At 70.1% G+C, this 23,837-nt stretch carries 23 protein-coding genes and 1 pseudogene; 12 read left to right on the top strand and 12 right to left on the bottom strand.

Annotated elements, in window-relative coordinates:
- The first annotated feature begins 116 nt into the window (after positions 1-116).
- Entirely contained in the window at positions 117-2,810 is a 2,694-nt protein-coding gene (locus ACRAS8_RS31670) for a SpoIIE family protein phosphatase (RefSeq protein ID WP_438489409.1), read from the top strand.
- A gap of 22 nt (positions 2,811-2,832) precedes the next feature.
- Here the strand turns inward: ACRAS8_RS31670 and ACRAS8_RS31665 are convergent, their stop codons facing one another.
- A complete protein-coding gene (locus tag ACRAS8_RS31665) occupies positions 2,833-3,963 on the bottom strand; it encodes a baeRF2 domain-containing protein (RefSeq protein WP_438489408.1) in 1,131 nt (376 codons plus the stop codon).
- Positions 3,964-4,327: 364 nt separating this feature from the next.
- Here ACRAS8_RS31665 and ACRAS8_RS31660 point away from each other — a divergent pair, with 364 nt between their 5' ends.
- Positions 4,328-5,968 (top strand): amidohydrolase, encoded by a 1,641-nt coding sequence (locus ACRAS8_RS31660; protein ID WP_438489407.1) that lies wholly within the window; start codon positions 4,328-4,330, stop codon positions 5,966-5,968.
- Between the two features lie 354 nt (positions 5,969-6,322).
- Positions 6,323-6,937 (top strand): GOLPH3/VPS74 family protein, encoded by a 615-nt coding sequence (locus ACRAS8_RS31655; protein ID WP_438489406.1) that lies wholly within the window; start codon positions 6,323-6,325, stop codon positions 6,935-6,937.
- 100 nt (positions 6,938-7,037) lie between these two features.
- On the opposite strand, the gene ACRAS8_RS31650 is transcribed toward ACRAS8_RS31655, so the two are convergent.
- Positions 7,038-7,646, bottom strand: coding sequence for a hypothetical protein (locus tag ACRAS8_RS31650; protein WP_438489405.1), 609 nt, complete (start codon positions 7,644-7,646; stop codon positions 7,038-7,040).
- A 242-nt stretch (positions 7,647-7,888) separates the two neighbouring features.
- On the opposite strand from ACRAS8_RS31650, the gene ACRAS8_RS31645 reads away from it, so the two are divergent.
- Positions 7,889-8,152: an SDR family NAD(P)-dependent oxidoreductase gene (locus tag ACRAS8_RS31645; protein ID WP_438489404.1), complete on the top strand. Its 264-nt coding sequence runs from the start codon at positions 7,889-7,891 to the stop codon at positions 8,150-8,152.
- Positions 8,107-8,505, top strand: coding sequence for an SDR family NAD(P)-dependent oxidoreductase (locus tag ACRAS8_RS31640; RefSeq protein WP_438489403.1), 399 nt, complete (start codon positions 8,107-8,109; stop codon positions 8,503-8,505). The genes ACRAS8_RS31645 and ACRAS8_RS31640 overlap by 46 nt, the downstream gene beginning before the upstream one ends.
- A gap of 54 nt (positions 8,506-8,559) precedes the next feature.
- Here the strand turns inward: ACRAS8_RS31640 and ACRAS8_RS31635 are convergent, their stop codons facing one another.
- Complete coding sequence (locus ACRAS8_RS31635) at positions 8,560-9,474, bottom strand: ATP-grasp domain-containing protein (RefSeq protein ID WP_438489402.1); 915 nt, start codon at positions 9,472-9,474, stop codon at positions 8,560-8,562.
- A 579-nt stretch (positions 9,475-10,053) separates the two neighbouring features.
- A complete protein-coding gene (locus ACRAS8_RS31630) occupies positions 10,054-10,533 on the bottom strand; it encodes a DUF3574 domain-containing protein (protein ID WP_438489401.1) in 480 nt (159 codons plus the stop codon).
- A gap of 221 nt (positions 10,534-10,754) precedes the next feature.
- On the opposite strand from ACRAS8_RS31630, the gene ACRAS8_RS31625 reads away from it, so the two are divergent.
- Together ACRAS8_RS31625 and ACRAS8_RS31620 are read left to right on the top strand one after the other, a co-directional pair.
- Positions 10,755-11,003: a hypothetical protein gene (locus ACRAS8_RS31625; RefSeq protein ID WP_438489400.1), complete on the top strand. Its 249-nt coding sequence runs from the start codon at positions 10,755-10,757 to the stop codon at positions 11,001-11,003.
- A 77-nt stretch (positions 11,004-11,080) separates the two neighbouring features.
- Entirely contained in the window at positions 11,081-11,944 is an 864-nt protein-coding gene (locus ACRAS8_RS31620; RefSeq protein WP_438489399.1) for an LLM class flavin-dependent oxidoreductase, read from the top strand.
- 126 nt (positions 11,945-12,070) lie between these two features.
- Here the strand turns inward: ACRAS8_RS31620 and ACRAS8_RS31615 are convergent, their stop codons facing one another.
- Positions 12,071-12,460, bottom strand: a complete 390-nt coding sequence (locus tag ACRAS8_RS31615) for a VOC family protein (RefSeq protein WP_438489398.1) — start codon at positions 12,458-12,460, stop codon at positions 12,071-12,073.
- A 303-nt stretch (positions 12,461-12,763) separates the two neighbouring features.
- Between ACRAS8_RS31615 and ACRAS8_RS31610 the strand changes: the two genes are divergently transcribed.
- Positions 12,764-13,651 carry a LysR family transcriptional regulator gene (locus ACRAS8_RS31610; protein WP_438489397.1) on the top strand — a complete coding sequence of 296 codons (888 nt, stop codon included), beginning with the start codon at positions 12,764-12,766 and terminating at the stop codon, positions 13,649-13,651.
- A gap of 52 nt (positions 13,652-13,703) precedes the next feature.
- Here the strand turns inward: ACRAS8_RS31610 and ACRAS8_RS31605 are convergent, their stop codons facing one another.
- Positions 13,704-14,102 carry a GNAT family N-acetyltransferase gene (locus tag ACRAS8_RS31605; RefSeq protein WP_438489396.1) on the bottom strand — a complete coding sequence of 133 codons (399 nt, stop codon included), beginning with the start codon at positions 14,100-14,102 and terminating at the stop codon, positions 13,704-13,706.
- Positions 14,103-14,848: 746 nt separating this feature from the next.
- A pseudogene (locus tag ACRAS8_RS31600) lies at positions 14,849-15,203 on the bottom strand (hypothetical protein); the annotation flags it as partial.
- A 255-nt stretch (positions 15,204-15,458) separates the two neighbouring features.
- Here ACRAS8_RS31600 and ACRAS8_RS31595 point away from each other — a divergent pair.
- Complete coding sequence (locus ACRAS8_RS31595) at positions 15,459-15,608, top strand: hypothetical protein (RefSeq protein ID WP_438489395.1); 150 nt, start codon at positions 15,459-15,461, stop codon at positions 15,606-15,608.
- 106 nt (positions 15,609-15,714) lie between these two features.
- Here ACRAS8_RS31595 and ACRAS8_RS31590 read toward each other — a convergent pair whose 3' ends face one another.
- Both ACRAS8_RS31590 and ACRAS8_RS31585 read right to left on the bottom strand, forming a co-directional pair.
- Positions 15,715-16,536 carry an SGNH/GDSL hydrolase family protein gene (locus tag ACRAS8_RS31590; protein ID WP_438489394.1) on the bottom strand — a complete coding sequence of 274 codons (822 nt, stop codon included), beginning with the start codon at positions 16,534-16,536 and terminating at the stop codon, positions 15,715-15,717.
- Entirely contained in the window at positions 16,523-17,092 is a 570-nt protein-coding gene (locus ACRAS8_RS31585; protein ID WP_438489393.1) for a PadR family transcriptional regulator, read from the bottom strand. The genes ACRAS8_RS31590 and ACRAS8_RS31585 overlap by 14 nt, the downstream gene beginning before the upstream one ends.
- Before the next feature lie 162 nt (positions 17,093-17,254).
- Here ACRAS8_RS31585 and ACRAS8_RS31580 point away from each other — a divergent pair, with 162 nt between their 5' ends.
- The gene (locus tag ACRAS8_RS31580; RefSeq protein ID WP_438489392.1) at positions 17,255-17,686 is read left to right on the top strand and encodes a nuclear transport factor 2 family protein; all 432 of its coding nucleotides are present in this window, start codon (positions 17,255-17,257) and stop codon (positions 17,684-17,686) included.
- A 186-nt stretch (positions 17,687-17,872) separates the two neighbouring features.
- On the opposite strand, the gene ACRAS8_RS31575 is transcribed toward ACRAS8_RS31580, so the two are convergent.
- Positions 17,873-18,604: a glycosyltransferase family 2 protein gene (locus ACRAS8_RS31575; protein WP_438489391.1), complete on the bottom strand. Its 732-nt coding sequence runs from the start codon at positions 18,602-18,604 to the stop codon at positions 17,873-17,875.
- A 372-nt stretch (positions 18,605-18,976) separates the two neighbouring features.
- Between ACRAS8_RS31575 and ACRAS8_RS31570 the strand changes: the two genes are divergently transcribed.
- On the top strand, positions 18,977-19,816 hold the full coding sequence (locus ACRAS8_RS31570; RefSeq protein ID WP_438489390.1) for a hypothetical protein: 840 nt from the start codon (positions 18,977-18,979) through the stop codon (positions 19,814-19,816).
- 32 nt (positions 19,817-19,848) lie between these two features.
- Here ACRAS8_RS31570 and ACRAS8_RS31565 read toward each other — a convergent pair whose 3' ends face one another.
- Positions 19,849-21,309, bottom strand: coding sequence for a M64 family metallopeptidase (locus ACRAS8_RS31565; RefSeq protein WP_438489389.1), 1,461 nt, complete (start codon positions 21,307-21,309; stop codon positions 19,849-19,851).
- A gap of 352 nt (positions 21,310-21,661) precedes the next feature.
- Here ACRAS8_RS31565 and ACRAS8_RS31560 point away from each other — a divergent pair, with 352 nt between their 5' ends.
- Positions 21,662-22,345, top strand: a complete 684-nt coding sequence (locus ACRAS8_RS31560; RefSeq protein WP_438489388.1) for an amidohydrolase family protein — start codon at positions 21,662-21,664, stop codon at positions 22,343-22,345.
- Positions 22,346-22,397: 52 nt separating this feature from the next.
- Here ACRAS8_RS31560 and ACRAS8_RS31555 read toward each other — a convergent pair whose 3' ends face one another.
- Positions 22,398-23,801, bottom strand: a complete 1,404-nt coding sequence (locus tag ACRAS8_RS31555) for a cytochrome P450 (protein ID WP_438489387.1) — start codon at positions 23,799-23,801, stop codon at positions 22,398-22,400.
- Between the last annotated feature and the right edge of the window lie 36 nt (positions 23,802-23,837).

The following is a 23,837-nucleotide window of genomic DNA, read 5'->3' as shown; positions in this document are numbered from 1 at the left end:
GGCGGCCGGGAATTCCCGGGCGAAGGGGGCCCGACCGGGTCCCGGCGACACCGACCCGGGCGGACACGGCCGACGGCAGGGCAGCGCTCCCGGCCGGGGAGTGTTAGAAATAGCGCATGGCCGCAGGGTCCGGCCGATATCGGCGCGCAACGGTAAGGGCACTGACCGAACGACGCCCGCGGAGCCTCGCGGGGCAGGTCTTCCTGCTGCAACTCACGGTCGGGCTGCTGCTCGTCCTGGGTGCGCTGGCGGCGCTCCTGGTGACCTCGCGCAACGACACCGAGCAGGCGGCACGCAGCCGCTCGGTCGCCGTCGCGCAGACCTTCGCCTACTCCCCCGGCGTCCGGGCCGCGCTGCGGGCCCCGGACCCGTCGAAGATCCTGCAGCCGCTCACCGAGGAGGCCCGCAAGCACGCCGGCGTCGACTTCATCGTGGTGATGAACACCCACGGCATCCGGTACACCCACCCGAAGCCGGAGGACATCGGCAAGCACTTCGTCGGCAACATCGGCCCCTCGCTGGCCGGCAAGGTCCGCGTCGAGAGCGTGAACGGGCCGCTCGGCCACGAGGTGCAGGCCATCGTCCCGATCACCGACCGGGGCTCGGTGGTGGGCCTGGTGTCCGCGGGGATGAAGGTGGCGAGCGTGAGCCGCGCCATCGCCGGGCACCTCCCGGTGATCTTCGGCATCAGCGGCGTGGCACTGGCCCTGGCCACGGCCGCCACCGCGGTGATCACCACCCGGCTGCGGCGGCAGACCCGCGGGCTGGGGTCCGCCGAGATGAGCCGCATGTACGAGCACCACGAGGCGGTGCTGCACGCGGTGCGCGAGGGCGTGGTCATCGTCAGCGACGACGGCCGGCTGCTGCTGGCCAACGACGAGGCCCGGCGGCTGCTGGCCCTGCCCGAGGACGCCGAGGGGCAGGCGGTCGCCCAGCTGCCCGGCCTCGCCCCGGAACTCGCCGGCCTGCTGGCCTCGGGCCGGCCCGCCGCCGACGAGATCCACCAGACGGGCGGCCGGCTGCTGGCGGTGAACCAGCGGCGCACCGACCGGCACGCCGCCGGCATGGGGACGGTCGCCACCATCCGCGACTCCACGGAGCTGCGGCTGCTCTCCGGCCGCGCCGAGGTCGCCCACGAGCGCCTGCGGCTGCTCTACGAGGCCGGGGTGAGCGTCGGCACCACCCTCGACGTCGCCCGGACGGCGGAGGAGCTGGCCGAGGTCGCGGTCCCGCGGCTCGCCGACTACGTCACCGTCGACCTGGCGGCGCCCGTCCTGCGCGGCGACGAGCCGGCCGGCAGCGGCGCCCAGCAGATGCTGCGCACCGCGGCGCACGGCATCCGCGGCGACCTGCCGTTCCACCCGCCCGGCACGCTGATCACGTTCGTGGACGGCACGCCCCAGGCACGCGGCATGGACACCGGCCGCTCCCAGGTGGTGTCCGACCTCTCCACCACCCACACCTGGCAGCTGCCGGACCCGGAGCGAGCCCGCCGCGTCCTGGCGTGCGGCATCCACTCACTGATCGCCACGCCGCTCAACGCCCGCGGCAACATCCTCGGCGTCGCCAACTTCTGGCGGTCGCAGAAGCCCGAGCCCTTCGACGAGGAGGACCGGTCACTGGCCGAGGAGCTGGTGGCCCGCGCCGCGCTGAGCATCGACAACGCGCGGCGGTACACCCGCGAGCACGCGCTTGCCGTGACCCTGCAGCGCAGTCTGCTGCCGCGCACGCTGCCCGAGCAGAGCGCCATGGAGGTGGCCCACCGCTATCTGCCCGCCCAGTCGGGGGTGAGCGGTGACTGGTTCGACGTCATCCCGCTGTCCGGCAGCCGGGTCGCGCTGGTCGTCGGCGATGTCGTCGGCCACGGACTGCACGCCGCGGCCACGATGGGGCGGCTGCGCACGGCGGTGCACACCTTCTCCACCCTCGACCTGACGCCGGACGAGCTGCTGGGCCATCTCAACGACCTCGTCGACCAGATCGACCAGGAGGAGGCGGACACCGCCGACGGCACCGGCATCACCGGCGCCACCTGCCTGTACGCGATCTACGACCCGGTCTCGCGGCGCTGCGACGTGGCCCGGGCCGGGCATCCGCCGCCGGCGCTGGTTCACCCCGACGGCACCGTGGAGTTCCCCGAGCTGCCGGCCTGCCCGCCCCTGGGGCTGGGCGGCGTGCCCTTCGAGACCACGGAGCTGACCCTGCCCGAGGGCACCCAGATCGTCCTCTACACCGACGGGCTGGTCGAGGAGCGCACCCGGGACCTCGACGTGGGCATGGAGCTGCTGCGCGGCGCGCTGTCCCGTCCGGGCCGCTCCCCGGAGGAGAACTGCCGGGCGGTCCTGGACCAGCTGCTGCCGGACCGCCCGCGGGACGACGTGGCGCTGCTGATCGCCCGCACCCGGGTGCTCGGGCCGGACCGGGTCGCGGCCTGGGACGTGCCGTTCGACCCGGCCGCGGTCGCGCGGATGCGCTCCAGCATCTCCGACAAGCTCGGCGAGTGGGGCCTCGACGAGCTCGCGTTCGCGACGGAGGTGGTGGTCAGCGAGCTGGTCACCAACGCGATTCGCTACGGCTCGCCGCCGGTGAAGGCCCGGCTGCTGCGGGACCGCAGCCTGGTGTGCGAGGTGGCCGACGGCAGCAACACCTCGCCCCATCTGCGGTACGCCGCGACGATGGACGAGGGCGGCCGTGGCCTGTTCCTGGTGGCCCAGCTCACCGAACGCTGGGGCACCCGCTACACCCCACAGGGCAAGGTCATCTGGGCCGAACAGCAGCTGCCCACGGGAACCAACCTCCCTCCCACGTAGGCGAGTTGGCCCTGCGGGCCGGTCAGCGGCGGAGCAGACGGGCGAAGAACGGGGTGCGCTCCGGGCCGGCGTACCGCAGCAGGGCGCCCAGTCCGTCGTCCAACGGCAGCCGGTCCCGCTCCACCACGACCAGTGCGGCGCCCGTGCGCACCGCGGCCCGGATCACCGCGGCGGGTGCGGGGTTGCCGCGGAAGACCAGCGCGCCGTACGGCCCCAGGGCCGCGTCGGGCAGGTCGTTCGGCGCCGCCCCCGCGGCCGCGTAGAGCTGCCTGACGAAAGCCAGCGGGACGTTGAGCAGCAACGTGCCGACCTGGGACCGGCGCAACGCGGCCATGACGTGCGGCACTCCCTCGACGGCGCCGTGCCGGCTGGTCCGCCGTGCCTGGAACAGGTCCAGGCGGACCCGGTCGGTCCCGCACAGCTGCCCCCGGAACACCGAGGTGAGTTCGCCCTCCATCAACGCCCGGCCGGGCGGCGCCGGCCGTCCGCTGCCGCTGCCGCTGCTGGTGACGAGGCGTTTGCGCCAGCGGGCGGCGAGTTGGTCGGCCAGCATGTCACGGGCCCAGGCGGTCCCGCCCAGCACGATGGTCTCGGCGTCGGTGTCATGGGCCAGTCCGGCGATGCTGTCGGCGACCACGCAGGCGCCGCCGAGCCAGTCGTCTGCGGGGCCGCCCATCCGGTGGCAGGCGCTCGGCGCGACGGCGCTGCTGGGCCACGTCCCTGCCTGGAACACGACCTCCAGTTCGTCCGAGGGGGCCGTCGACGGGCGGGGCGGGCCGTGCACGGTCGCGGCGACGTAGGGGATGTCCGGCGCGCGCTGGACCGCCAGCGGCATCAGGTCCGGCAGCGCGGCGAACATGGCCTCGTCGTGCGCCGGCGGCTCGGGGAGCTCCTCGGTCAGGACCACCTGCCCGTGACTGGCGACGATCGCCTGACCGTGGCGGCCGGCGATCTCCCGGTCACCGCCCGCGACGGCCGCCAACGCGTCCACCGTCGCGGCGTCGGCACCCTGTGCCACGAGCTCCTCGCAGACCTGCCGCCGGCGGAGCGCCAGCGTCCGGTCCGGCTCCTCGGTGTCCCGTGAGGTGTCGAGATACGCCCAGGCATACGGGCCCCCGCTCGCGTACACCGCGTTCAGGAAGGCCAGTTCCACGATGCCTCCACGCACTGCGATGGTCGGCCGGTCACCGTTCTTCTTCCAGTCCTGTCACCGTTCTACGTTCTTCTTCCAGTACAGCCCCAAGGCACCGGGCCCGCGCGCCGAGGCCGGACGGAGCCCGGTGGACAGGAACGTCCACGGTCCACGGCCGCCCGGCGTCAGGCCCGCCCGCCCCGCCGGCCAGCCGGCCGGGACAGCCTGGACAGTCGGGCCGCGGCGGCCTCCCCGTACTTCCTGCCACTGCCACCGACCGGCGAGGATCTTCCCGTACACCCGAGCGACCGAGCGCTCACCCGACCCGCTCCGCCGACCGCACCCGCACGCCACACCCACCCCGCCAACCCGACCGGAGAACCCCATGACCAAGGCCGACCTGGTCTTCACCCACGGTCCCGTGCACACCGGAGACCCCGCCCGCACCCGGGCGAGCAGCCTGGCCGTCACCGGCGAGCGGATCACCGCCGTGGGCCACGACGAGGTCCGGGAACTGATCGGTCCCGGAACCGAAGTCGTCGACCTCAGGGGCAAGTTGCTGCTGCCCGGCTTTCAGGACGCCCATATCCACGCGGTCTTCGGCGGACTGGAGCTCGCCGAGTGCGACCTCAGCGGAACGACCGGCGTCGAGGCGTACCTGCGGCGGATCCGCGAGTTCGCCGACGCCCACCCCGAACGGAGCTGGATCACCGGCGGCGGCTGGTCCCTGGAGAGCTTCGCCGGCGGCCTGCCGACCCGCCGGCTCCTCGACTCCGTGGTGCCCGACCGCCCCGTCTACCTCCCCAACCGCGACCACCACGGCGCCTGGGTCAACACCCGCGCGCTCGAACTGGCCGGCCTCACCAGGGACACCCCCGACCCGTCGGACGGCCGGATCGAGCGCGAGAGCGACGGCACACCCAGCGGCGTTCTCCAGGAAGGCGCCACCGCCCTGATCACCGGGCTGATTCCGCAGCGCACCGCCGCCGACCGCCTGGCCGGCCTGCTGCGCGCCCAGGAACTGCTGCACTCCCTGGGCATCACCGGCTGGCAGGACGCCCTGCTCGGCGCCTTCCACGGGCAGTCCGACCCGTCGGACGCCTATCTGACCGCCGCCCGCGCGGGCACGCTGACCGCCCGCGTCACCGGCGCGCTCTGGTGGGACCGCGCCCGCGGCGCCGAGCAGATCCCCGAACTCACCGCTCGGCGTGCGGAGTTGACCCACGGCCGGTTCCGCGCGAGCTCGGTCAAGATCATGCAGGACGGCATCGCCGAGAACTTCACCGCCGCCATGACCAGCCCCTATCTCGACGCCTGCGGCTGCCCGACCACCAACACCGGCCTGAGCTTCGTCGACCCGACGGCACTGCGCGAGCACGTCACCGCACTCGACGCACTGGACTTCCAGGTCCACTTCCACGCCCTCGGCGACCGCGCGGTCCGCGAGGCCCTGGACGCGATCGAGGCGGCCCGCACGGCCAACGGCCGCCGCACCACCCGGCACCACCTCGCCCACCTCCAGGTCGTCCACCCCGACGACCTGCCCCGCTTCGCCCGGCTCGGCGCCCTCGCCAACTTCCAGCCGCTCTGGGCCGCCCACGAACCGCAGATGGACGAGCTGACCATCCCCTTCCTCGGCCCCGAACGAGCCGCCTGGCAGTACCCCTTCGGCTCCCTGCTGCGGGCCGGCGCCACCCTCGCGGCCGGCAGCGACTGGCCCGTCAGCAGCCCCGATCCGCTCGCCGGCCTGCACGTCGCCGTCAACCGGAGGGAGCCCGACGCGACCGACGACCGGATCTTCCTCCCCGAGCAGCGCCTCGACCTGACCACCGCCGTCGCCGCCTACACGGCCGGCTCCGCCCACGTCAACGGCCACGACGACGCCGGCACGCTCCGGGCCGGCCACCTCGCCGACCTGGTGGTCCTCGACCGCGACATCTTCACCGCCCCACCCGGGGAAGTCGCCCGCGCCAGGGTCCTCCAGACGTACGTCGGCGGAACCCGCGTGTTCGCGGCAACCGGCTGACTCCGAACGGCACCGGCTGCCGGAACCGCCCCTGCCGCCCGGCAGCCACGCCCCTCCCCCTCAACGTCATCCCCCACCCCCATCCCCCACCATCCCCTCTTCGCCGCGCACGATCGGCCCGGAACTGGTCTGCTGGATTGCGGGAACCGTTCTGCCGGATTGCGGGGGCCGTCGCGCCCCCGCGGGAGTGACCGACATGCCGACACACCGGAATTCGCAGGTCAGCGCCACTGTTCGGGTCACCGGCGAGAAACCCGTCACCGTCGCAGGCAGACCGCCGGAACCACTTGCCGTGACCGCCCCCGCCCCGCCACCCGCCCCCTTCGCCCCTCTCGATCGCCCCGGACCTGACCCATGACCACAGCACGCGACCTGATGCTCACCGCCTTGGACGCGGCGCCCGGACGCCCTCCGGAACAGGGCAACCTGTCCCTCGCGCTCGCCGGCGCCGAGGTCATCGACCTCCTCGAAGCCCAGGCCCTCACCCTGGACGACGAGCGCATCCTGCCGGGCTACCGCCCCACCACGGACGACCCCCTGCTGGACCAGGCCGCGGCGGCACTGCTCCGCGAGCCGCCGTACGAGTCGGTCGACGACTGGCTGTGGCGCCGGGGCCGCGGCCTGTTCGGGGCCTATCTGGCGACGCTGGAGGCCGAGGGCCTGCTCAGCCGGGAGCGCAGGCTCGGGATCCCCCTCCGGCGCGGCCACATCGTGCTGACGGACTCCGAGGCCCGGCGCACCGCGGCACGGCGCCGGGCCTCGGAGGAGCCCGTCCTGACCGCCCTCACCACCGCCCTCAGGCTCGGCGGAGCGGACACGGGCGCCACCGGCGACTCGCCCAGCGTGGACGACGACGGCGTGGACACCGTACTCGCCGCCGTGAACAACGCCCTGCTGCAACTGGCGGGCCTCCGCCAGCGACGCGCCATCGAGCAGGCCGCCTTCGACAACATCTGGCGGGGCCACTGAACTGAGGCTGCGGTCCGGGTCCGTCCGCCCGCAGGGGAGGGACCCGGACCGCAATTGCCGCGGCGAAGCGTGCGCTGCGTCTGCTCCCCGGTCCTTCCCATCAGCCCTCCCCCTCCCTCCTCAGCTCCCTCTCCCACCACGCATCGAACCCCTCCACCGTGCCGACCCCGTGGTCGAGCACGGCCCGGTACACGTCGTATCCGGCCACCCCACGGCCGTCCGGCCGCCCGGCGAGCGCCTCCTTGATCCGCAGAATGGCGCCCCGGAACTCGTCGTTCAACCGAGGCGTCAACGTGCGGACATGAGCCAGATCCGGCTGCCGCTCCGGCTCGTCCACGAACCAGATGTCCAGCGTCCACACGGCTCCGTCCACACGGCGGTATTCGACACCCAGGTAAAGCCCGTCCGAATACCTGGGATCGGTGTTCCAGTGCCCGGTGTCATCCCGGAAACAGACCTGCCGAACCCTCTCGTGCACCGCCAGACCGCCGCCGACACCCGCGACGGCTTCCTTCATGGCCTCGTCCAACGCACCGCAGACCACGGTGATATCGATATCCCGGCGCACCATCAGCCCCAGCGCGGAACTCCCCACCCGCACCTCCGTGCCGAGCCCCGCCAACCGTCTCTCAAGCCCCAGATCGTCGACGACCTCGTCCGCCTCCGCCTGAAGTAACGCCTGCCGCTGAAAAAGCCTCTCGCTGGTCACCAACCCATCATGTACGAGAGCCCACCCTCCAACCACAGCCGAGAGGTCGGTCGCCCGCCTCGGCGAACGCCGTTCGGACCGCGGCTGCGTAAAGCGAACACGGTTGCCGAAGGGGGCATTGCGGCAGATACCGCCGCCCCCGCGAGGTGCCCGCCGACCGCCCCCCGTGATCCCATGCGCCCTGTCATCCCGGGCTGGATGGGGTGTACGTTCTTTGCCCGACCCAGCAGGGGAGATCACCTATGGTTGACCGACCCCGACCCTATCCCTACCGATCCGCGCTGATCACCGGCGCTTCCAGTGGCATCGGCACGGCCATGGCGCGGCAGTTGGCCGCCCGCGGCGTCACCCTGACGCTCGTCGCCCGCCGAGAAGCCCCCCTACGGAGCCTCGCCGAGGAACTACGGCAGGCCCACGGCGTCAAGGTGGACCTACTGCCGGCCGACCTCACCGACGCCGCATGCGCGGCGAAGGACGCGGCGGCATCCTCAACGTCTCACCCCTGACCGGTGAGTTGCCCTCGCCGTCGCTCGCCACCTACGCCGCGTCCAAGGCGTTCCTGACCCACTTCTCGGAGACCCTCGCCATCGAGAACCGTGGCTCGGACATCCACATCACCGCGCTCCTGCCGGGCCTGACCAGGACCGACTACTTCGCGTCGAACGGCTTCGCCGCCGCCCCGGTGCCCGGCTGCTTCTGGTTGGCGCCGGACAAGGCAGCCGCCGCCGGCCTCAAGGCCGTCGCGGCAGGCACCAGGCGCTGCGTGCCCGGCGTCCCGTACAAGACCGCGACCGCCCTCCTCCACCTCACTCCCCCACCCCTCAAACGCGCCCTCGGCCGCTACCTGTGGCACCGGTGAGACCAACACCAGCCTGTTCCCTGCCTGTTCCCTGTTCGACCGAATGACTGGGACTCAGGCGGCCAGGACCCTCTCGATGGCCGCGACGATCGCAGGGGCAACCGTGGTCATCCGGGGACGCCAACCAGGCACCGCATTGACTTCGCAGACAGTATGGCCACCGTCGGCGGTGAAGAGCAGGTCGACCCCGGCAAGGGTCAGCCCGAGCGTCCTGGCGGCCCGGACTGCCACGGCCTCCCCCTCCGGATAGCGGCCCAGGCACAGTTCGGCAGCGGCGCCCCGTGCGAGGTTGGACGTCAGGGACCCGTCGCGGGAGGAGCGGACCTGCGCCGCAACCGGCTCCCCGTCCACGACGATCACCCGCAGGTCCCGGCCGTGGGACGCGGCTACGTACTCCTGCAGGATGAGCGGCACGTCCTGGGCGAGACTGCCCGACAGCGACTTCAACATCCCTGCGTCGGGGACAAGGAACACATGCGCACCGTTCCGCCCGTTGACGGTCTTCAGTACGCACGGCGTCTCCACCTGAGGGCTGCGCACCACACCCCCGAACGGCGCGGTGGCGTACGACAGGGAATCGGGCACCGGCAGTCCCGCCGCGGCCAGCTCCTGGAACTGCCAGATCTTGTTGCCGCACAGCTGGTGGGCGGCCGCCGAGTTGATCAGGACGGCGCCCATGTGCTCCAGGTGCCGAAGCAGGGTCAGCTCACGGTGCTGCTCCATGGAGCCAGGCGTCTGCCGCACCACCACCACCTTGGGCGGCGGAACGTCCTGCCCTCCCAATGTCTGGAGCACCAACCGACCGCCCCGCACCCCGAAGACGAACTCATCGGAATGCCACACGGCGAACCGCGGCCCGTACGCCCGCTCCAGAGCTTCGCTCAGGGCCCGCGTCGCCCGCATCAACGGCGCAGGGTGTTCCCGTGCCAGCACCCAGACCTCTGCTGGTGCGTCGATCACCGACGGCATCCCTGCTCCTCTTCCTCCGAACGGTGAAGACCCGCACCGGCGCCCGCGCCACAGGCACCCGACCCCGACGACCCCTACGGTCTCCGGCGACTCCGAGAGTATCGGTGGACACCGCCCAGCGTGACGTAACGTGCCCTACCTGCCCAAGAACCCACACCCCCACACCCCCAGACACCCAGACTCACACGCGGCACGGCCGACGCCGTCAGGCATCCCGCGAGGCGGCACCCCGTTCAGTGACGGCAACCTGTTCAGTCGCGGCACCCTGTTCAGCGGCGGCAATGGCCCGTCTCAAAGTCACCCGACTCAGCATCAATTCCTCAGCACGATGGTCGAGTTGCGCGAGTAGGGTGCGGAGCGTGTCCAGCACCCCCAGGCACGGCCGCAGCGATCCGTCCGCACACCCGGACCTGCGACCATATTCCCCAACCACGCACCTAGCCGTCGTACCCTTCGGGTGCACCCCAGCACACAGCGCGGGCCCGGCGAACGGCCAGTCGACCGGTCAACCTGGCCGACCAAGACCGCGAACGGTATGTCGAGAGCGACGGTGCCGCTGCCCGGAGCACGAGGACCTGATCAGAAGTCGACGCGCTCGCTGTCGTCGATGCGGGCCACGGACTCCTGCTGGAACCGCTTGTCGTATGCGGCGCGGACTTCCTGGATCTTGCTGTTGTTGCGGCGCGCCTCACCCGTCGGGTAGAGGAGTGTGACCTTGTACGAGCGCTCACGCTCGATTTTCCCATGAGAGTCGCGGTACTGACCGTAGCCGTTCTCGACGGTGAGCCCGGCGGGAAAGCGCGGGGTGATGAAGGAGTCCACGAAGGCACGGAACTCCTTGTCGGTCACCGGCGCGCCGCCGTTCGGCTTGGCGGTGCCGAAGAGGAGCTCGGTCTTGATATACGGCTTGCCCACGGCGGCCACCGATGCCGATGCCTGGGACGGGCTTGTGCTCTGCTCATCCAGGGCGGCATACGCAACGGAGCCGCTCGCGCCGAGGAGGGTGGCAACGAGGGCGACAACCACAATGCGGGTGCGGGAGGCGAACTTGAGAGACACGGACACGATTCCTTCCGATCCTACTGGCAAGGCTTCAGGACCGTAGCGAACGGACATGCCCAACGCACCTCATTCGACGGCCATTTCACCCTGCGGTGTGGCGCCATGGGCGGACCGTGCTTAACCACGCATGGGGAGGGCGACAAGCGGGCTGAGTTCCGTGTCGGTAGCCGGCCGGAGCGTGTGTGCGCGCCGGCTCCGCTGATGCGCAGGGTGTAACCGTGGGGCGGTTCGCCGACGCGCAGGAGTGCCCGGAACGGGGCCGCGGCGACGGCGAAGCCCGCCAGGAGGCTGATCGCGAGCGCCGCCACGACGGCGCAGACGGTGGCGGCGATGAGCATCCTGTTGTTGTTCAGCGCGAGCAGGACGATTTCATTCTGCGCGGCGGTCAAGGCACAGCCCACAAGTCCCACTACGGCGAGGTGGACAGCAATACGCCACGATTCGGGGTTTCTGGCCAAGTTTCATGATCACGCAGTGGGAACGGCCGCGGTTCCAGTTCGGGGGCGCCATTGCCCCCTCACCGTCACCCACGCATCCTGCTGAAATGCGCTTCTCCCTCAACATCCCGAACTTCGGTGACTTCGCCGACCCCCGTAACGTGGCGACCGTGGCCACCGCCGCCGAAGAGGCCGGCTGGGACGGACTCTTCGTCTGGGACCACGTCCTGCACCGACAGCACCAGGGACGTCCCTTCGGAGACCCCTGGATGCTGCTGACCGCGGCCGCACTGGCAACCTCCCGGATCCGAATCGGCCCTCTCCTGACACCGGTCCCCCGCTACCGTCCGCAACAGCTCGCCCGCCAAGTCGCCACCCTGGACAACCTCAGCGGCGGCCGGGTGATCTTCGCCGCCGGCCTGGGCGGCCCGATCGAGGACGAATACCGCAGCTTCGGCGACACCGCCGAACCCCGCCTCCTCGCCGAACGATTGGACGAGGGACTGGAACTGCTGCGGCGCTTCTGGTCCGGCGAGCCGGTGAACCACCACGGTCCCCACTACGACGTCCGGGACGTGACGCTGCTCCCTGCGACCGTGCAGCGGCCCGGCCCGCCGGTGTGGATCGGAGGGTTCTGGCCGCGTCGTTCGCCCATGCGGCGGGCAGCGCGGTGGGACGGCGCAGTGCCGCTGTTCGAGACGGCCAGGCATGGACATGTGCCTGACGTGGCAGAGGTACGGGAACTGGTCGACTACGTACGCAAGCACCGTACGGCCGAGCCCAACCACCCCTTCGAATTCGTTCTCGGCGGCCGCACGTCCCCGAACCCGGCCAAGGCCAGAGACGTGATCGGCCCGCTGCACGACGCCGGCGCCACCTGGTGGGACGAACGCCAGCTCCAGACCGGCCCCGACCTGGACCGCCTGGCCCCGGTACTGCGCCGCATCGAAGCAGGCCCGCCGGTGCTCTGACCGTTGGAAGACGCCCCGAGCGCGGCCGGCCCGAACGCGCAGTTCCCATGGGAACCGATGGGAACCCGTCGGACCCCATGAGCTCCCACCGGTGGGCCGGCCGCCGCTGCGGGAAGCCTGGGAAGCTCAGGCATCCTGCGGGTACCAACGCAGTTCCACGGTGTTGCCGTCCGGGTCCTGTACGTAGAGGGAGATGGCGGTGCCGCGGGCGCCGAAGCGTTCACCGGGGCCGTCCACCACGGTGAAGACGCCGGAATCGACGACCTGCTGCCAGTCGAGGGGTTCGACGACCAGGCAGATGTGGTCGACGTTGGAGCCCGGCGACCGCTCGTCGGATGCCTTGATGAGATCGATGATGGTGGTGGGACTCACCCGCACGGACGGGAACGGCGCCTTGCCGGCCCGCCACTCCTTCACCCGCACCGGTTCCAGACCCAGCGGGCCGGTATAGAACGCCAGCGAGCGCTCGATGTCGGCGACGTTCAGAACGAGGTGGTCGAACGCGATCACACGCATAGGTCTCTCCACAAGGTCGCGGCGCCGGAGCGCCGGTGATGGTCGTACGACGGGTCGCGGACGCCAACCTCCCGAGCCAGCGCCCGAGCCGGCCGCCGATGGCTGGCCACTGGCTACGAGCTGGTGGCCGCAAACCACTGGCCGCTGGCTGCTGGCCTACTGATCGCCGACCGCTGACCGCTGACCGCTGACCGCTGACCGCTGACCGCCACGATCCGCCGTTGACTTCAGCATCGCCCGGCAGGCATCCATCGGTCCAACACATGCTCGTCATCGATATCCATCGTGTTTCATCATGGATTCATGGACCTGCAGCAGATGCGCTACGTCATCGCGGTGGCGGAAACCGCGAGCTTCACCCGCGCCGCCCAGCGGTGCCACGTCGTCCAGTCCGCGCTCAGCCACCAAGTGGCCCGGCTGGAGAAGGAACTGGGCGCCAGACTGTTCGAGCGGACCAGCCGCCGGGTGCGGCTGACCACCGCCGGAGAGGCGTTCCTGCCCGCCGCCCGCCAGTCCCTGGAAGCCGCCGAACGGGCCCGCGCGGAAGTAGCGGCATCCACCGGCGAGATACGAGGGACACTGACCGTCGGCTCGATCCCCACCGTGGCGGCCGTCGACCTCCCCGCAGTACTGCGGGACTACCGCCTGCGCTATCCCCAGGTCCGAATAAGCCTGCGGGCCGGTTCCAGCGAACAGCTCATCGAACGGGTTCGCGACGGCCACCTGGACGCGGCCTTCCTCGGCGTACAGCCCGGATTCCAGCCCCAGGGCGTCCACGACCGGGAACTCGCCCACGGACCACACGTCGCCGTGGTCGCCCCCGACCACCCCCTGGCCACCCGACACAAGATCGACCTGCACCACCTCGCCGACGAGACCTTCGTGGACTTCGCCGACGGCAGCGCCGCCCGCGCCCAGTCGGACCAGGCATTCACCGCCGCCGGCCTGCAACGCGAAGTCGCCTTCGAGGTCTCCGGCGTCGAACTCATGGCCCGCATGGTCCGCAACGGACTGGGCATCGCCCTCCTGCCCGCAGCCTTCGCCGCCGAACTCCACGGCCTACGAACCGTGCCAGTCACCAACGGACCGCAACGCGTCGAACGCCTCATCTGGAGCCGCTTCCCCACCCCACCCGCCGCCTCCGCCTTCCTCACACTCCTCGGCGTCGACGCACACCCCTCGACCGCATGACCGCACGTCGTAAACGCCACACCAACCGTCGCACGGCCTCCGCGGTAGGTGGTCAACGCAACGCGATGAGCCCTGCATCGGTGGGCCGAAATCCGCAGGCGTCGAAGTAGAAGGGACGCAGGCGCTCCTCGAAGTCGACGTGAAGCCATTCGCATTCCGCTGCACGGGCGTTTCGCACCGCGGTCGCCACGAGTTCGGTACCGATACCCGCATCACGCACGTCCTGAGCAACCATCGCATCGAGAACGAAGGCATGGACGCCTCCGTCCCAGGCAACGTTCACAAACCCCACGAGCCTGTCACCTTCTCGCGCGCAAACCCAGCCGAGGCTATGACGGTGCAATCGTGTCCGCCAATCGACCGGCGTCTGGACATGACCGAACGCCTCAGCGTGGAGCGCGTTGACAGCCGCGTTGTCGAAATCACCGCGCCACTCGTACGTTATCGCCATGCATGGCATCGTAGGTCGCGCGATGCCGGTCCGGCCTCGTCGGGCCGTGGCATGGGTCAAATACGGAGACCGACGAGGGCGCCAAGGTTTGTCTCGTAGCCCCCTCCTTGGTCGGTGTTGCTGCCGGTGTCCGCAGCCATGGCGGAAGCCGCTCCCAACGAGAACAGGACAGCCATCAGCGGAACTGCGACGAGTCGAAGGAAGCGGCGACCAGGCATGAAGCCTCCTGAAGTGCACGAATAAGCAGAAAAGGAATGCCCATGCTTACACCACACATTTGATGCGCCGTGGCTCTTCAGTAGATCGAGTGAAGCAATCGTGTCCCTGCGTAGGTCATTTCCCTCGACTGCCCCTCTTCCTTCACGTCACCGCACCGATGCTTCCGCAGTTCAGAGGCCGTTGGGGGACGTGAAGGCGGCCTTCGCCCCATCCTTTGCTTCGTCACAAGGCACACCGGAAGAGGACGAAGGCCGTAGCCCCGAGTATCGAGGCTCAGTCCGTCCTACGGGATATGTTCGCGGAAGCGCCACGCTTCCGAGTGGAGTTGCATGGCTGCCTGACCACCCGAGGCGACGCGTTGTTCGAATTGTGCGAGGTCTTGCCGTGTACCCACGGGCCAGCGAGGCTGCCGCTGCCGAACAAGCATCGACCTTCTCGACGAACCCGGCCAGCCCGCCCACCCTGACCTGACCGCCAAGAACGACGGCCGCTCAGCCATCGCCCATAACACCACCACCAGCCTGTGCCCGGCTTCCTGGCAGCAGCGTGATCGTCTGTTCCGCGACCCATCGTTTGGTTCCCAGCCCGGAGCCGTGGTCGGCGCCTCGTCGGGCGATGGCCGACGTGATGCCTGGAGCCCGGCCGTCCCCAGTCGACCGGGCTCCGTCCGGTTTTGGGCAGCCCTTGAGCGCCGTACGTGAAAGCTGTCGATCACTGCCCGCGACAGGTCCGACGATCGGCCGCCACCCGTGTAGAGGACGAACAGCTGCCGCACAGCACCTTGCGGTCCCCGAACGCCCTCTTCCGCCTCGGCCGCCGCTGAACATCGTGGGACGAGGGCAACAACGGCTCGATCCTCGACCACAACACATCACCAACCACCCAGGGTTGAGCGTTCCACTTGCCCACACCACACCCAAGCAACCGACACATCCATCCTCAGGACACAGCTACCAGCGTTGCGTTAATGGCCTGAGTCAGAGATTCGGTGGCAGTAGGCGGCGACTTTGTCGAGGATCTCGGCCAGCTCGTAGGCGTGAAGTGCAGGTGGAAGCGCGGGTGCGCCAGCAGCCACTTCCCCAGAGCTGCGGAGGTGCTTGAGGCGCCGCCGCGATCTGTTCCGTCGACGGCGGCCGCGTGACGATTGGCAAGGACGGCTACGGCACCTCCAAGTGCACCGTGGAGCAGTTGGAGAAGGCCGCCAAGACCAGCAGCATGACTGTCTGGGGCACCACGAGCCCGAAGTCCGGCGCTGTCGAAACCGTCGAGGAGAAGTACCAGCCGTAGGCCCGGCACACGGCTGGGCCTCCGCGCCACACCCACCCAGGCCCCCACCAGCCGTGTGCGCCACGTCAGTTCAATGCCCTCATGCCTCCGCTCAGCATGCCTCCGCTCAGCTTGGCCCCTCAGTAGATACAGGTGACTGTACGGGGGTGAGGTGTGGGCGTTTGGCGGTGCGGGCGTCGCCGGTTGAGCGGCCGCGTAGGCGTCTGACCAGCCAGGGGCCGAGGAAGGCCGCGGCCCAGCGCAGTTCGTGCGTGGCCGCGCGCCGTCCGGCAGGCAAGACTGTCTGCGGCGGAGGCAGGGGGTGGGTCCAGGTGTCGTCGCTGTCGGGCAGGGCGAGGGCATGGGCGACGGCGGCGGCGATCCGCTGGTGGCCGAGAGGGCTGGCGTGCAGCCGGTCCGGGCTCCACAGACGGGGATCGGTGACCACGGGGTGGTGACTGGTCTCGGCGACGGTGACTCCGTGGCGACGAGCTGCCTGGCGGATGCGGGCGTTGAGGGCCGTGACGCGGGAGCTGAGCGGCCGGGCGAGTGGGGTGATGCGGGCGACGTCGGGGAAAGTGAGGGTGGCGACGCGGGCGCCCTGGGCGGTGAGCGCGCCGAACATCGCCTCCAGGTGGCCGGCGACCTCGTCGGCGTCGAACCGCGGCCGCAGGAGGTCGTTGACACCGGCGACCACGGTGGCCAGGTCGGGGCGCAGGGCGAGGGCCGGGGCGAGCTGTTCGGCGCGTACCTGTCCGGCGAGCCGGCCGCGTACGGCCAGGTTGGCGTACCGCAGACCGGAGTTGTGCTGTGCGAGGTGTTCGGCGAGCCGGTCGGCCCAGCCACGCAGGCCGACCGAGTCGTCACCGTCGCCGAGGCCCTCGGTCTGACTGTCGCCCAAGGCGACGTAGCGCGTATAGCCCGTATAGCCCGGGTCAGTGCCTGGCACGGGCCACCTGCCTGTCCCGCAGGATCGCGATGGTGCGTTCGCACCAGTCGCGGTTGCCCTGCTCGAAAGCCAGGCCGCGCAGGCACGTCAGATACGGGCCGATGCGCTCGCCGTGGCGCAGGAACTCCTCCTCGGTCCGCTCTCCGCGCATCGTGTGCAGCAGCCGGCCGAACAGGTCGGTCTTGGCCTGGGCGAAGGCGGCGCGCTCGGTGAGCTGCGCGATCAGCGCCTCGGTGTCGACGTGGTCGGCCGCCTGCACCTTGACGGCCAGGTCGTCGCGGATGAACGAGGGTTTGGTGGCGGTGGCCGTGAAGTGCTCCAGTTCCGCCAGGCCGGCGTCGGTGACCTGGAACAGGCGTTTGTTGGGCCGGGTGTCCTGCACCACTTCGCGGCCCCTGATCAGCCCGTCCTTCTCCAGCCTGGCCAACTCGGTGTACAGCTGCTGTGGTTGGGCGTACCAGAAGTTCGCCACGCCCAGGTCGAAAGCCTTGGCCAGCTGATAGCCACTCAGCTCCTCATCGAGCAGTGCCGCCAGCACGGCATGACGCAAGGCCATCGAATCGCCTCCCGATCGTCGCCCTCATTGCCCCTTGTTACCTCTTGCTGCCTGTCGTCGCCCCTCGGTCGGCGCTTTCCACTCTTCCCGCGGAGCGCCGTTTCATGGTACTCAAGAAAATGACTAATCGCATCCATGACTATGAGGGAGAAGCCAGAAGCCATGACCACAGCAGACCGCTTCCGCGCTGCCGTCGACGACCGTGACCTCGCCGCCCTCGGCGAGCTGTTCACGGAGGACATCCGCCTCTACAGCCCCGTGAAGTTCACGCCCTTCGAGGGCAAACCCATGGTGATGGGCCTCTTCGGTGTCCTCCTACGCACCTTCGAGGACTTCCGCTACATCGGGCAGTACGACGGCGCCTCACAGACGACCGCCGACGGCACCGAGTCCCCCTCGGTGGTCCTGCCGTTCCGGGCGACCGTGAACGGCCGGCAGATCCACGGCATCGACCTGTTGCACTTCGACGACGACGGTCGAGTCAAGGAGTTCACGGTGATGGTCCGGCCACAGTCCGCCGTCCAGGCCCTGGGCGAGGCCGTCCTTGCGGGGCTGGTCGCGGACGGCCTGCTCCCTGCCCGTTCCGATCACTGAGGGAGGGAAAGGGAAAAGCGGAAAGGGGAAGAGGGGAAGGCGAAAGGGGTGGGCCGGGGCCAGCGATCGACGGGAGGCAGGAGAGCGTACGGCGGGAGACAGGAGACGGGAGACGAGCACTCGCCCGCTCACCTCACCTCCCCATCTCCACCTCCACCCGGGAGTGAGCCGGGGCGCCGGCGGTGCCTACTTCCACTTCCAGCCTGTCTCCCGCAGGGCGGTGACGCGTTGCACCAGCGCGTCGATCCGGGTGGCCGCTTCGGTCGGTTCCCAGTAGTGGTGGGATGCGGTCGTCTGGTGGGGATGTTTGCGATAGAGGACGCTCGGCTCGGCTATGAACTCTCCGGGTGCCACCGCCTCCGCGGCAAGAAGCAGCGCAACGGTCTCGGCTCCGGAGAGTGCCTGCCAGCCGCCGAGCGCCAGCACCAGGCGACGGTGTGCGGCGAATGTGGTGGCCTGGACGGACAGACGCTGCTCCAGGACCTCGCGATAGAAGCGGGCGGGCTCCAAGGGGCCACCGGAAGGGTCGCACGGGCCTGGTGCCGTACTCCCGTCCTCGTGAAGGTCGACGCAGGCGGATACGCACCAAGGAACGCGTTCCAGGGTCTCGATGTCCCGCTCCAGCGCGCCCGGCAGCAGTACGTCATCCGCGTCCAACGTCCGAACCAGGTCTCCCGTCGCACGTGCGAGGGCGTGGGTGCGGGTGACCGCTATGCGCGCTCGCAGCCCTGTCCCCAGGGTGATCCTGGGGTCATTGGGAAGGCTTTGGGCTGGAATGCCCGAAGTGCCGTCTTCTTGCACGCACCACTCCCATTGCCAGTCATCCGGGAGCTTTTGTTCGCGCAGGGATTCGTAGGTGTCACCGATGAAGTGGTGACCGCCTTCGTGTACGGCGGTGATGACGCTGATGGTTCGCATGCCTGGGTCCTGTCGGAGAGGGATTGGCCCATCCGGGATGATGACATGAACCCATGGCCAAGGTTCACTCTCGGTACCCTGCGCTCACGTCCGGCTGCGAGCCTGGACGGAGCCCGGTCGCGTTTGCCGACGGCACTGTGAACGGTCTCGGGAGCCCAGCATCCAGCAGGGCCGCGCGCAGGCGAAGGGCAGAGCAGGCAGCACAGGGAAACGGCGCAGGCACCAGTCAGGGCGCATCAGGCAGGACCCTCGCGCAACGCCCCGTGCGCCAACACGCCTCGGCGATCAGCACGACCAAAAGTCGCCGCATCACCCCGGCAATCAGCGGGGAGCCTCCCCCTGCAACACCGGCCACCAACACCAGGGGGGCACGTGGCATTCGGCATCGGACGAAGCGGTCGAAATGGGCGAAGCATCGGAGAGCTCGTCGCGACCATCACCCAGGCACAGCAAGCGATCATCGCAGCGCTGGACCGAAGCCTCGACGGTATGCGGAGCACCATCGAAGCGACGATGACCGCAGCCCAGAGCGCACGCGACGCGGCCGTCCTCGCGCACGCAAGAGCGGACGTCATCCACAGCGAACTTCAAGGCATCCGCAACGACACCCAACGCCTACAGCCCGCCGTACCCCCACACCACGACCAACAGATCCTCAGCCAGCTCGCCGCACTCCGCACCACCGTCGAGGGGCTACGCGCGGACCTCACAGCCGCCAAGGCCCCCGAACCGCTGACCAATCCGGCCGTCGAGGAGCAACGACAACTACCAGCGCAACAACAACCACCAGGCGAGCCAGAGGACTTCGAGGCTCTTCTCACCCTTGCCGCCGGTATCGCGTACGCCCAGATCATCTGTCATCGAGACCACTGGGACTTCCTCGTCGGCCAGTCCAGTCGCGGCCAACACTTCCGGCTGCCCGCCGGTGTCAAGGAATCCAACGGTCTCATCCAAGCGGAGATCTCCGGCCGCGCCCTCATCGCCGCACTCGATGCCCTACGCACCACCCTGCAAGACCCCGCCGCCGCCCCCGGAACCCGAAAACTCGCCGGCGGGATCTACGCACGCATCGGCACCGCCCTGCGCAGAGTCGACACCGACGAAGCCTCCGCCCACTACCTACCCGGAAGCGACTGCCCGCCCGTCACCCGCATCATCATCGACGACCGGCCAGCGGCGGCAGATGCGGCACGGCGCACGGCGTCAGCGTAGGCAGCAGTCTTGGATGGTTCGGTAGCCGGTGGTCAGGGGCGGTCACCGGGGCGGTGGTCCGGTCGTGCCACGAGGGGGGCGGTGGGGTCCGGGGCGGAGCCGCGGCCGTGTTGCACGGTCCAGGTGGTGGAGCGGGTCAGGGTGGCGCGGACGGCGGGGTCGCGTACCGCGGAGGTGGCGTCGGTGACGGTTGCCATCAGGCGGTGGGTGCCGCGGCCCAGGGTGAGTTGACGCAGCGTCACGTGGTCGCGGTCCCGGTAGTGGCGCAGCTCGTGCCCGTCGAGGTACCAGCGGGTCGCCACCTTGCCGTGCGCGGCGTCGTTCGGGCGGGGCAGGGCGAGGCGCGCCGTGGTGCTCCAGGTCCGGGCGCGGTCGACCGGGGCGGCGGGGGTGGCGTGTCGGTAGAACCCGGCGATCATGGCCTCGGTGCCGGGGAGGTTGAACGGCTTGCCGAGGGTGCGCATCAGGGAGTCCTCGGTGGGGCGGTACAGCCCCTTGACGTAGTAGTTGCCGCCCTCGTAGGCGCCGACCGGCCCGCCGTCCGGTGAGGCCTCGCCCAGCCAGCGGTACCACTTGGTGCGGGCGCCGGCCATGGCGTCGGCGGTCAGAACGGACGAGTTGGGTTCCGGCTTCTCGGGCCCGGTGTACTGCTCGTATTCCGGGACGCCGGGGTAGGAGTACTCGTCGGCGAGCTTGCCGAGGGAGTGGCCGGTCTCGTGGACGGCGACCTGACTGGCGTCCTCGTTGTGGGCGGAGACGGTGGCGATGCCTTCGTAACCGAGGGTCTGGCTGGGCTCGTTGTAGCCGGCGCCGCCGTACTTGGCACTGTTGGCGAGCACGATCACCAGGTCGGCCTGCGGGGCCTTGGCTACGTAGGCGTCGACCTTCTGCTGGTCGATGCAGAGCAGCCGTTCGGTGCCGTCGCACCAGAAGTGTGCGCCGAGGGCGGTGTTGCGGACGACGTCCTTGCCGGGGTCGCCGCTGACTCCGCTCTCCGTGGAGACGGCGTCGACGCTCCAGACATTGAAGAGTTTCTGGTACGTGCGGTAGGGCTCGACGCCGAGGAAGTCGTTCCACTTGTTCTTGACGTCCTGGTGGAACTGGTCGAGCTGGTCCGCGGTGTAGCCGTCGCCGATGACGACGACGTCGAGGCGGTCCTTGGTGTCGCCGTTGTCGATCACCTTGGTGACCTGGCCGTCGGCGGCCCGGCCGGCGGCCGTCAGGGCGGGCTTCGGTGCGTGGGGGAATGTGCGGGGGACGGATCGGTAGCCGGATCCAGCCGCACCGCCGGCGGGGCCTGGGACTTCCACGCGGGCTTGAGGGGTGGGAGTGGAGGCGGCAGCGGGGGTGGGGCCGGGGGCGGCCGCGGCTGAACCGAAGGGGCTGGCGAGCGCGAGAGGGAGGGTCAGGGCACAGGCACCGATGAGGGTGCGTATGGCTCTCCGGCGGCGGCGCGTGGTGGTGGCGGGTGGGGGGAGGTCGGGCAGACGCACGTAACTTCTCCTGGATGTGGGGTAGTTGGGGGAAGTGGGTTGACTTGCCGGCAGGGCGCGGCATGGCATGGTCATGGCCGGTTGTGATGCCAGGCAACGATGGCATGGATCGCCCGGTGCAGCGACGGGTGTACGCCTGAGACGTCGTGGATGTGAATCCGGTGGCCGGGTGTGAATGGGGGCGGCGGGAAAAGGAGCAGCCTGTTGCCGTCAGTGGAATGTATGGCCGGTCTGGACGGGAAATTTCACAGGCCGCGCGCCCGAGTGCCCTGCCGGGCTCGCCGGGCCCGCCCGACGGTCGGCCCGTGCTCCCCCACACTGCTTGACCTTGTCACGGTGTCAACCTTTGAGATTGGGGCCGGCGGCCGCGTTCCACGCGGTTGCCTTCACTCACCGCCCCGACCAGGAGAATCCGTTGATCAGTGGGCGGTCCGACGCTGCGGAGGAATACCGGGCCGCCTGGCGGGAACTCGACGCTGCCTGTGCGGCCCACCCCGATCGCTTCGTCGGCTTCGGCAAGGTTCGCCTGGATGTGACGGCGCAGCGGATTGCGGAGGATGTCGAGCGGGAGGTGGTGGGTCGGGGCTTCCGGGGCATTGGGGAGTTGACGCCGCCGCCCGACGAGGCCGGTCGGGTCGGGCCGGTGCTGCGGGCTGCGGCCGACCACGGCGGCCTGCCGGTGGTCGTGCATGGATTCGCCCCGACCACGGCCGGTGACCTGGCCACACTGGCCGCCCTCGCCCGCAGGCATCCGACCGTTCCCCTGGTGGTCAGCCAACTCGGCGGGCTGAACTGGTTGACGGCCATCGAGCTGGCCCGGGAAACCCCCAACATGTACCTGGAACTGTCCACGGCCCACCTCGTCTTCGCGGTGCGACTCGCCATCAACGAGGTGCCCGAGCGTACGCTGTTCGGATCGGACGCCCCGTATGGCGACCCGGTTCTCGCCCGCGCCACGGTCGAACGCGTCACCCCGTCAGGAGAGTTGCGCGACCGCGTTCTGGGTGGCAACCTCGCGGAGCTGCTCGGTTTGTGACGGGACCCCTGCGGCCACCGCATGGCCACGCCCGTCGCAGGCGGTCGGTGGACTACCCGAGGGTCCTGCGGCTCACGTTCATGCGGATGTCGTCGGCCGCCCAGAGCACGAACCGTTCGATGGGGGTCACCTGGTGACCCGGGGCGGGCCGGAAGCGGAAGCGCTTGAGCAGGACGGCCAGGACCAACTCGGCCTCGACCATGGCCAGTCCGGCGCCCTCGCAGCCGCGCGGCCCGAAGCCGAAGGGGATATGGGCCAGTCGCGGCCGCTTGGCCACCTCGTCCGGGGTGAACCGCTCGGGCAGGAACTTCTCGGGCTGGGGCCAGTAGTCGGGGTTCATGTGGACGGCCCAGATCGGATAGAAGACCGTGGCGCCGGCCGGGATCAGGTGGTCGCCCAGCAGGAGGGGTTCGACGGTCTCCCGCGCGCCGTACGGGCCGGGCGGGTAGAGCCGCATCGCTTCCTTCAGGGTCATCTCCAGGTAGGTGAGGCGTCGCAGGTCGGTGAATTCGGGCGCCGCACGGTCACCCAGTACGCGGTCCAGCTCGTCGGCGACGCGTGCCGCCACCTCGGGGTGGCGCCCGAGCAGATACAGGGTCCAGGAGACGGCCACGCCGGTCGTGTGGTGGGCGGCCAGCATCGCCATCATGACGGTGTCGCGGATCCGCGCGGGCCGTTCACCGGCCGCCACCAGCGCCCCGATGAGATCGCTCTTGTCGGTGCGGTAGGTGCGATCGGCGCCAGGGCAATGCGCCGTCACGACCCGGTCGACCGTCCCACGCAGGTGGGTAAGGGCTTTCGCAGCTGTAGCAGATTTGGCGGCCTTCGCTGCCTGCTCGGCGTGGCCCTCCTGGGCGTCGCTGCCCGGTGTCTCGTAGAGGCGGCCCAGGTGTTCGGTGAGCACCTCCTCGAACGCGGCGATCACGCCGTCCGGGTCCGCGGCCTCGCTTCCCAGTGCGTAGGCGCAGATCATCCGCAGGGACAGCGCGGTCAGGTCCTTCTGAAGCTCGACGGGCTCGCGGTCGGCCCGCTCCGCCCAGCGGTCCGCGAGCTCCGTCGTCAGCGCGACGAACCGTGCGAAGTGCCGTTCGTGGGACGGCCGTCCGGCCAGCACCGACAGCAGCAGGCGCCGCCAGGGAGCGTGTTCGGCGGCCGGCATCACCTGGACGTTGCCGGCCTCGAACAACGGATCCAGGAACGCGAACAGCGGATCCGGACGCTCGTCGAGATGCGCCGTGGCCTCCAGCAGCACGGGGTCGGCGACCGACACGGCCCACTCCACACCGGGCAGTTGGAACCGTACGACGGGCCCGTATGCGGCATGCAGTCGTAACTGGTAGGTGTGCAGCCCGCCGGCCGCCGCGATGGCTCCGGCCCCACCGTCCGGCCGGGGCTCGGGGCCGGGAATGCTCGCGGCCGCTTCTTCCGACTGCTGACCCGCTTCACGGGATTCCACCGGCACCTCCGGACGTCGATACCCGACGGCGACCGC

This window comes from Streptomyces sp. S186 (assembly GCF_051603415.1).
Classification (GTDB): Bacteria; Actinomycetota; Actinomycetes; order Streptomycetales; family Streptomycetaceae; genus Streptomyces.
Note: the sequence above shows the minus strand (reverse complement) of the source record. Positions and strands in the feature narration are given on the sequence as shown.

What these genes read in the sequence shown, in the direction of transcription:
- ACRAS8_RS31670 (WP_438489409.1), top strand. Translation starts at nt 117, where the DNA reads ATGGCCGCAGGGTCCGGCCGATATCGGCGCGCAACGGTAAGGGCACTG.
- ACRAS8_RS31660 (WP_438489407.1), top strand. Translation starts at nt 4,328, where the DNA reads ATGACCAAGGCCGACCTGGTCTTCACCCACGGTCCCGTGCACACCGGA.
- ACRAS8_RS31655 (WP_438489406.1), top strand. Translation starts at nt 6,323, where the DNA reads ATGACCACAGCACGCGACCTGATGCTCACCGCCTTGGACGCGGCGCCC.
- ACRAS8_RS31645 (WP_438489404.1), top strand. Translation starts at nt 7,889, where the DNA reads ATGGTTGACCGACCCCGACCCTATCCCTACCGATCCGCGCTGATCACC.
- ACRAS8_RS31640 (WP_438489403.1), top strand. Translation starts at nt 8,107, where the DNA reads ATGCGCGGCGAAGGACGCGGCGGCATCCTCAACGTCTCACCCCTGACC.
- ACRAS8_RS31635 (WP_438489402.1), bottom strand. Translation starts at nt 9,474, where the DNA reads ATGCCGTCGGTGATCGACGCACCAGCAGAGGTCTGGGTGCTGGCACGG.
- ACRAS8_RS31620 (WP_438489399.1), top strand. Translation starts at nt 11,081, where the DNA reads ATGCGCTTCTCCCTCAACATCCCGAACTTCGGTGACTTCGCCGACCCC.
- ACRAS8_RS31615 (WP_438489398.1), bottom strand. Translation starts at nt 12,460, where the DNA reads ATGCGTGTGATCGCGTTCGACCACCTCGTTCTGAACGTCGCCGACATC.
- ACRAS8_RS31610 (WP_438489397.1), top strand. Translation starts at nt 12,764, where the DNA reads ATGGACCTGCAGCAGATGCGCTACGTCATCGCGGTGGCGGAAACCGCG.
- ACRAS8_RS31605 (WP_438489396.1), bottom strand. Translation starts at nt 14,102, where the DNA reads ATGGCGATAACGTACGAGTGGCGCGGTGATTTCGACAACGCGGCTGTC.
- ACRAS8_RS31585 (WP_438489393.1), bottom strand. Translation starts at nt 17,092, where the DNA reads ATGGCCTTGCGTCATGCCGTGCTGGCGGCACTGCTCGATGAGGAGCTG.
- ACRAS8_RS31580 (WP_438489392.1), top strand. Translation starts at nt 17,255, where the DNA reads ATGACCACAGCAGACCGCTTCCGCGCTGCCGTCGACGACCGTGACCTC.
- ACRAS8_RS31575 (WP_438489391.1), bottom strand. Translation starts at nt 18,604, where the DNA reads ATGCGAACCATCAGCGTCATCACCGCCGTACACGAAGGCGGTCACCAC.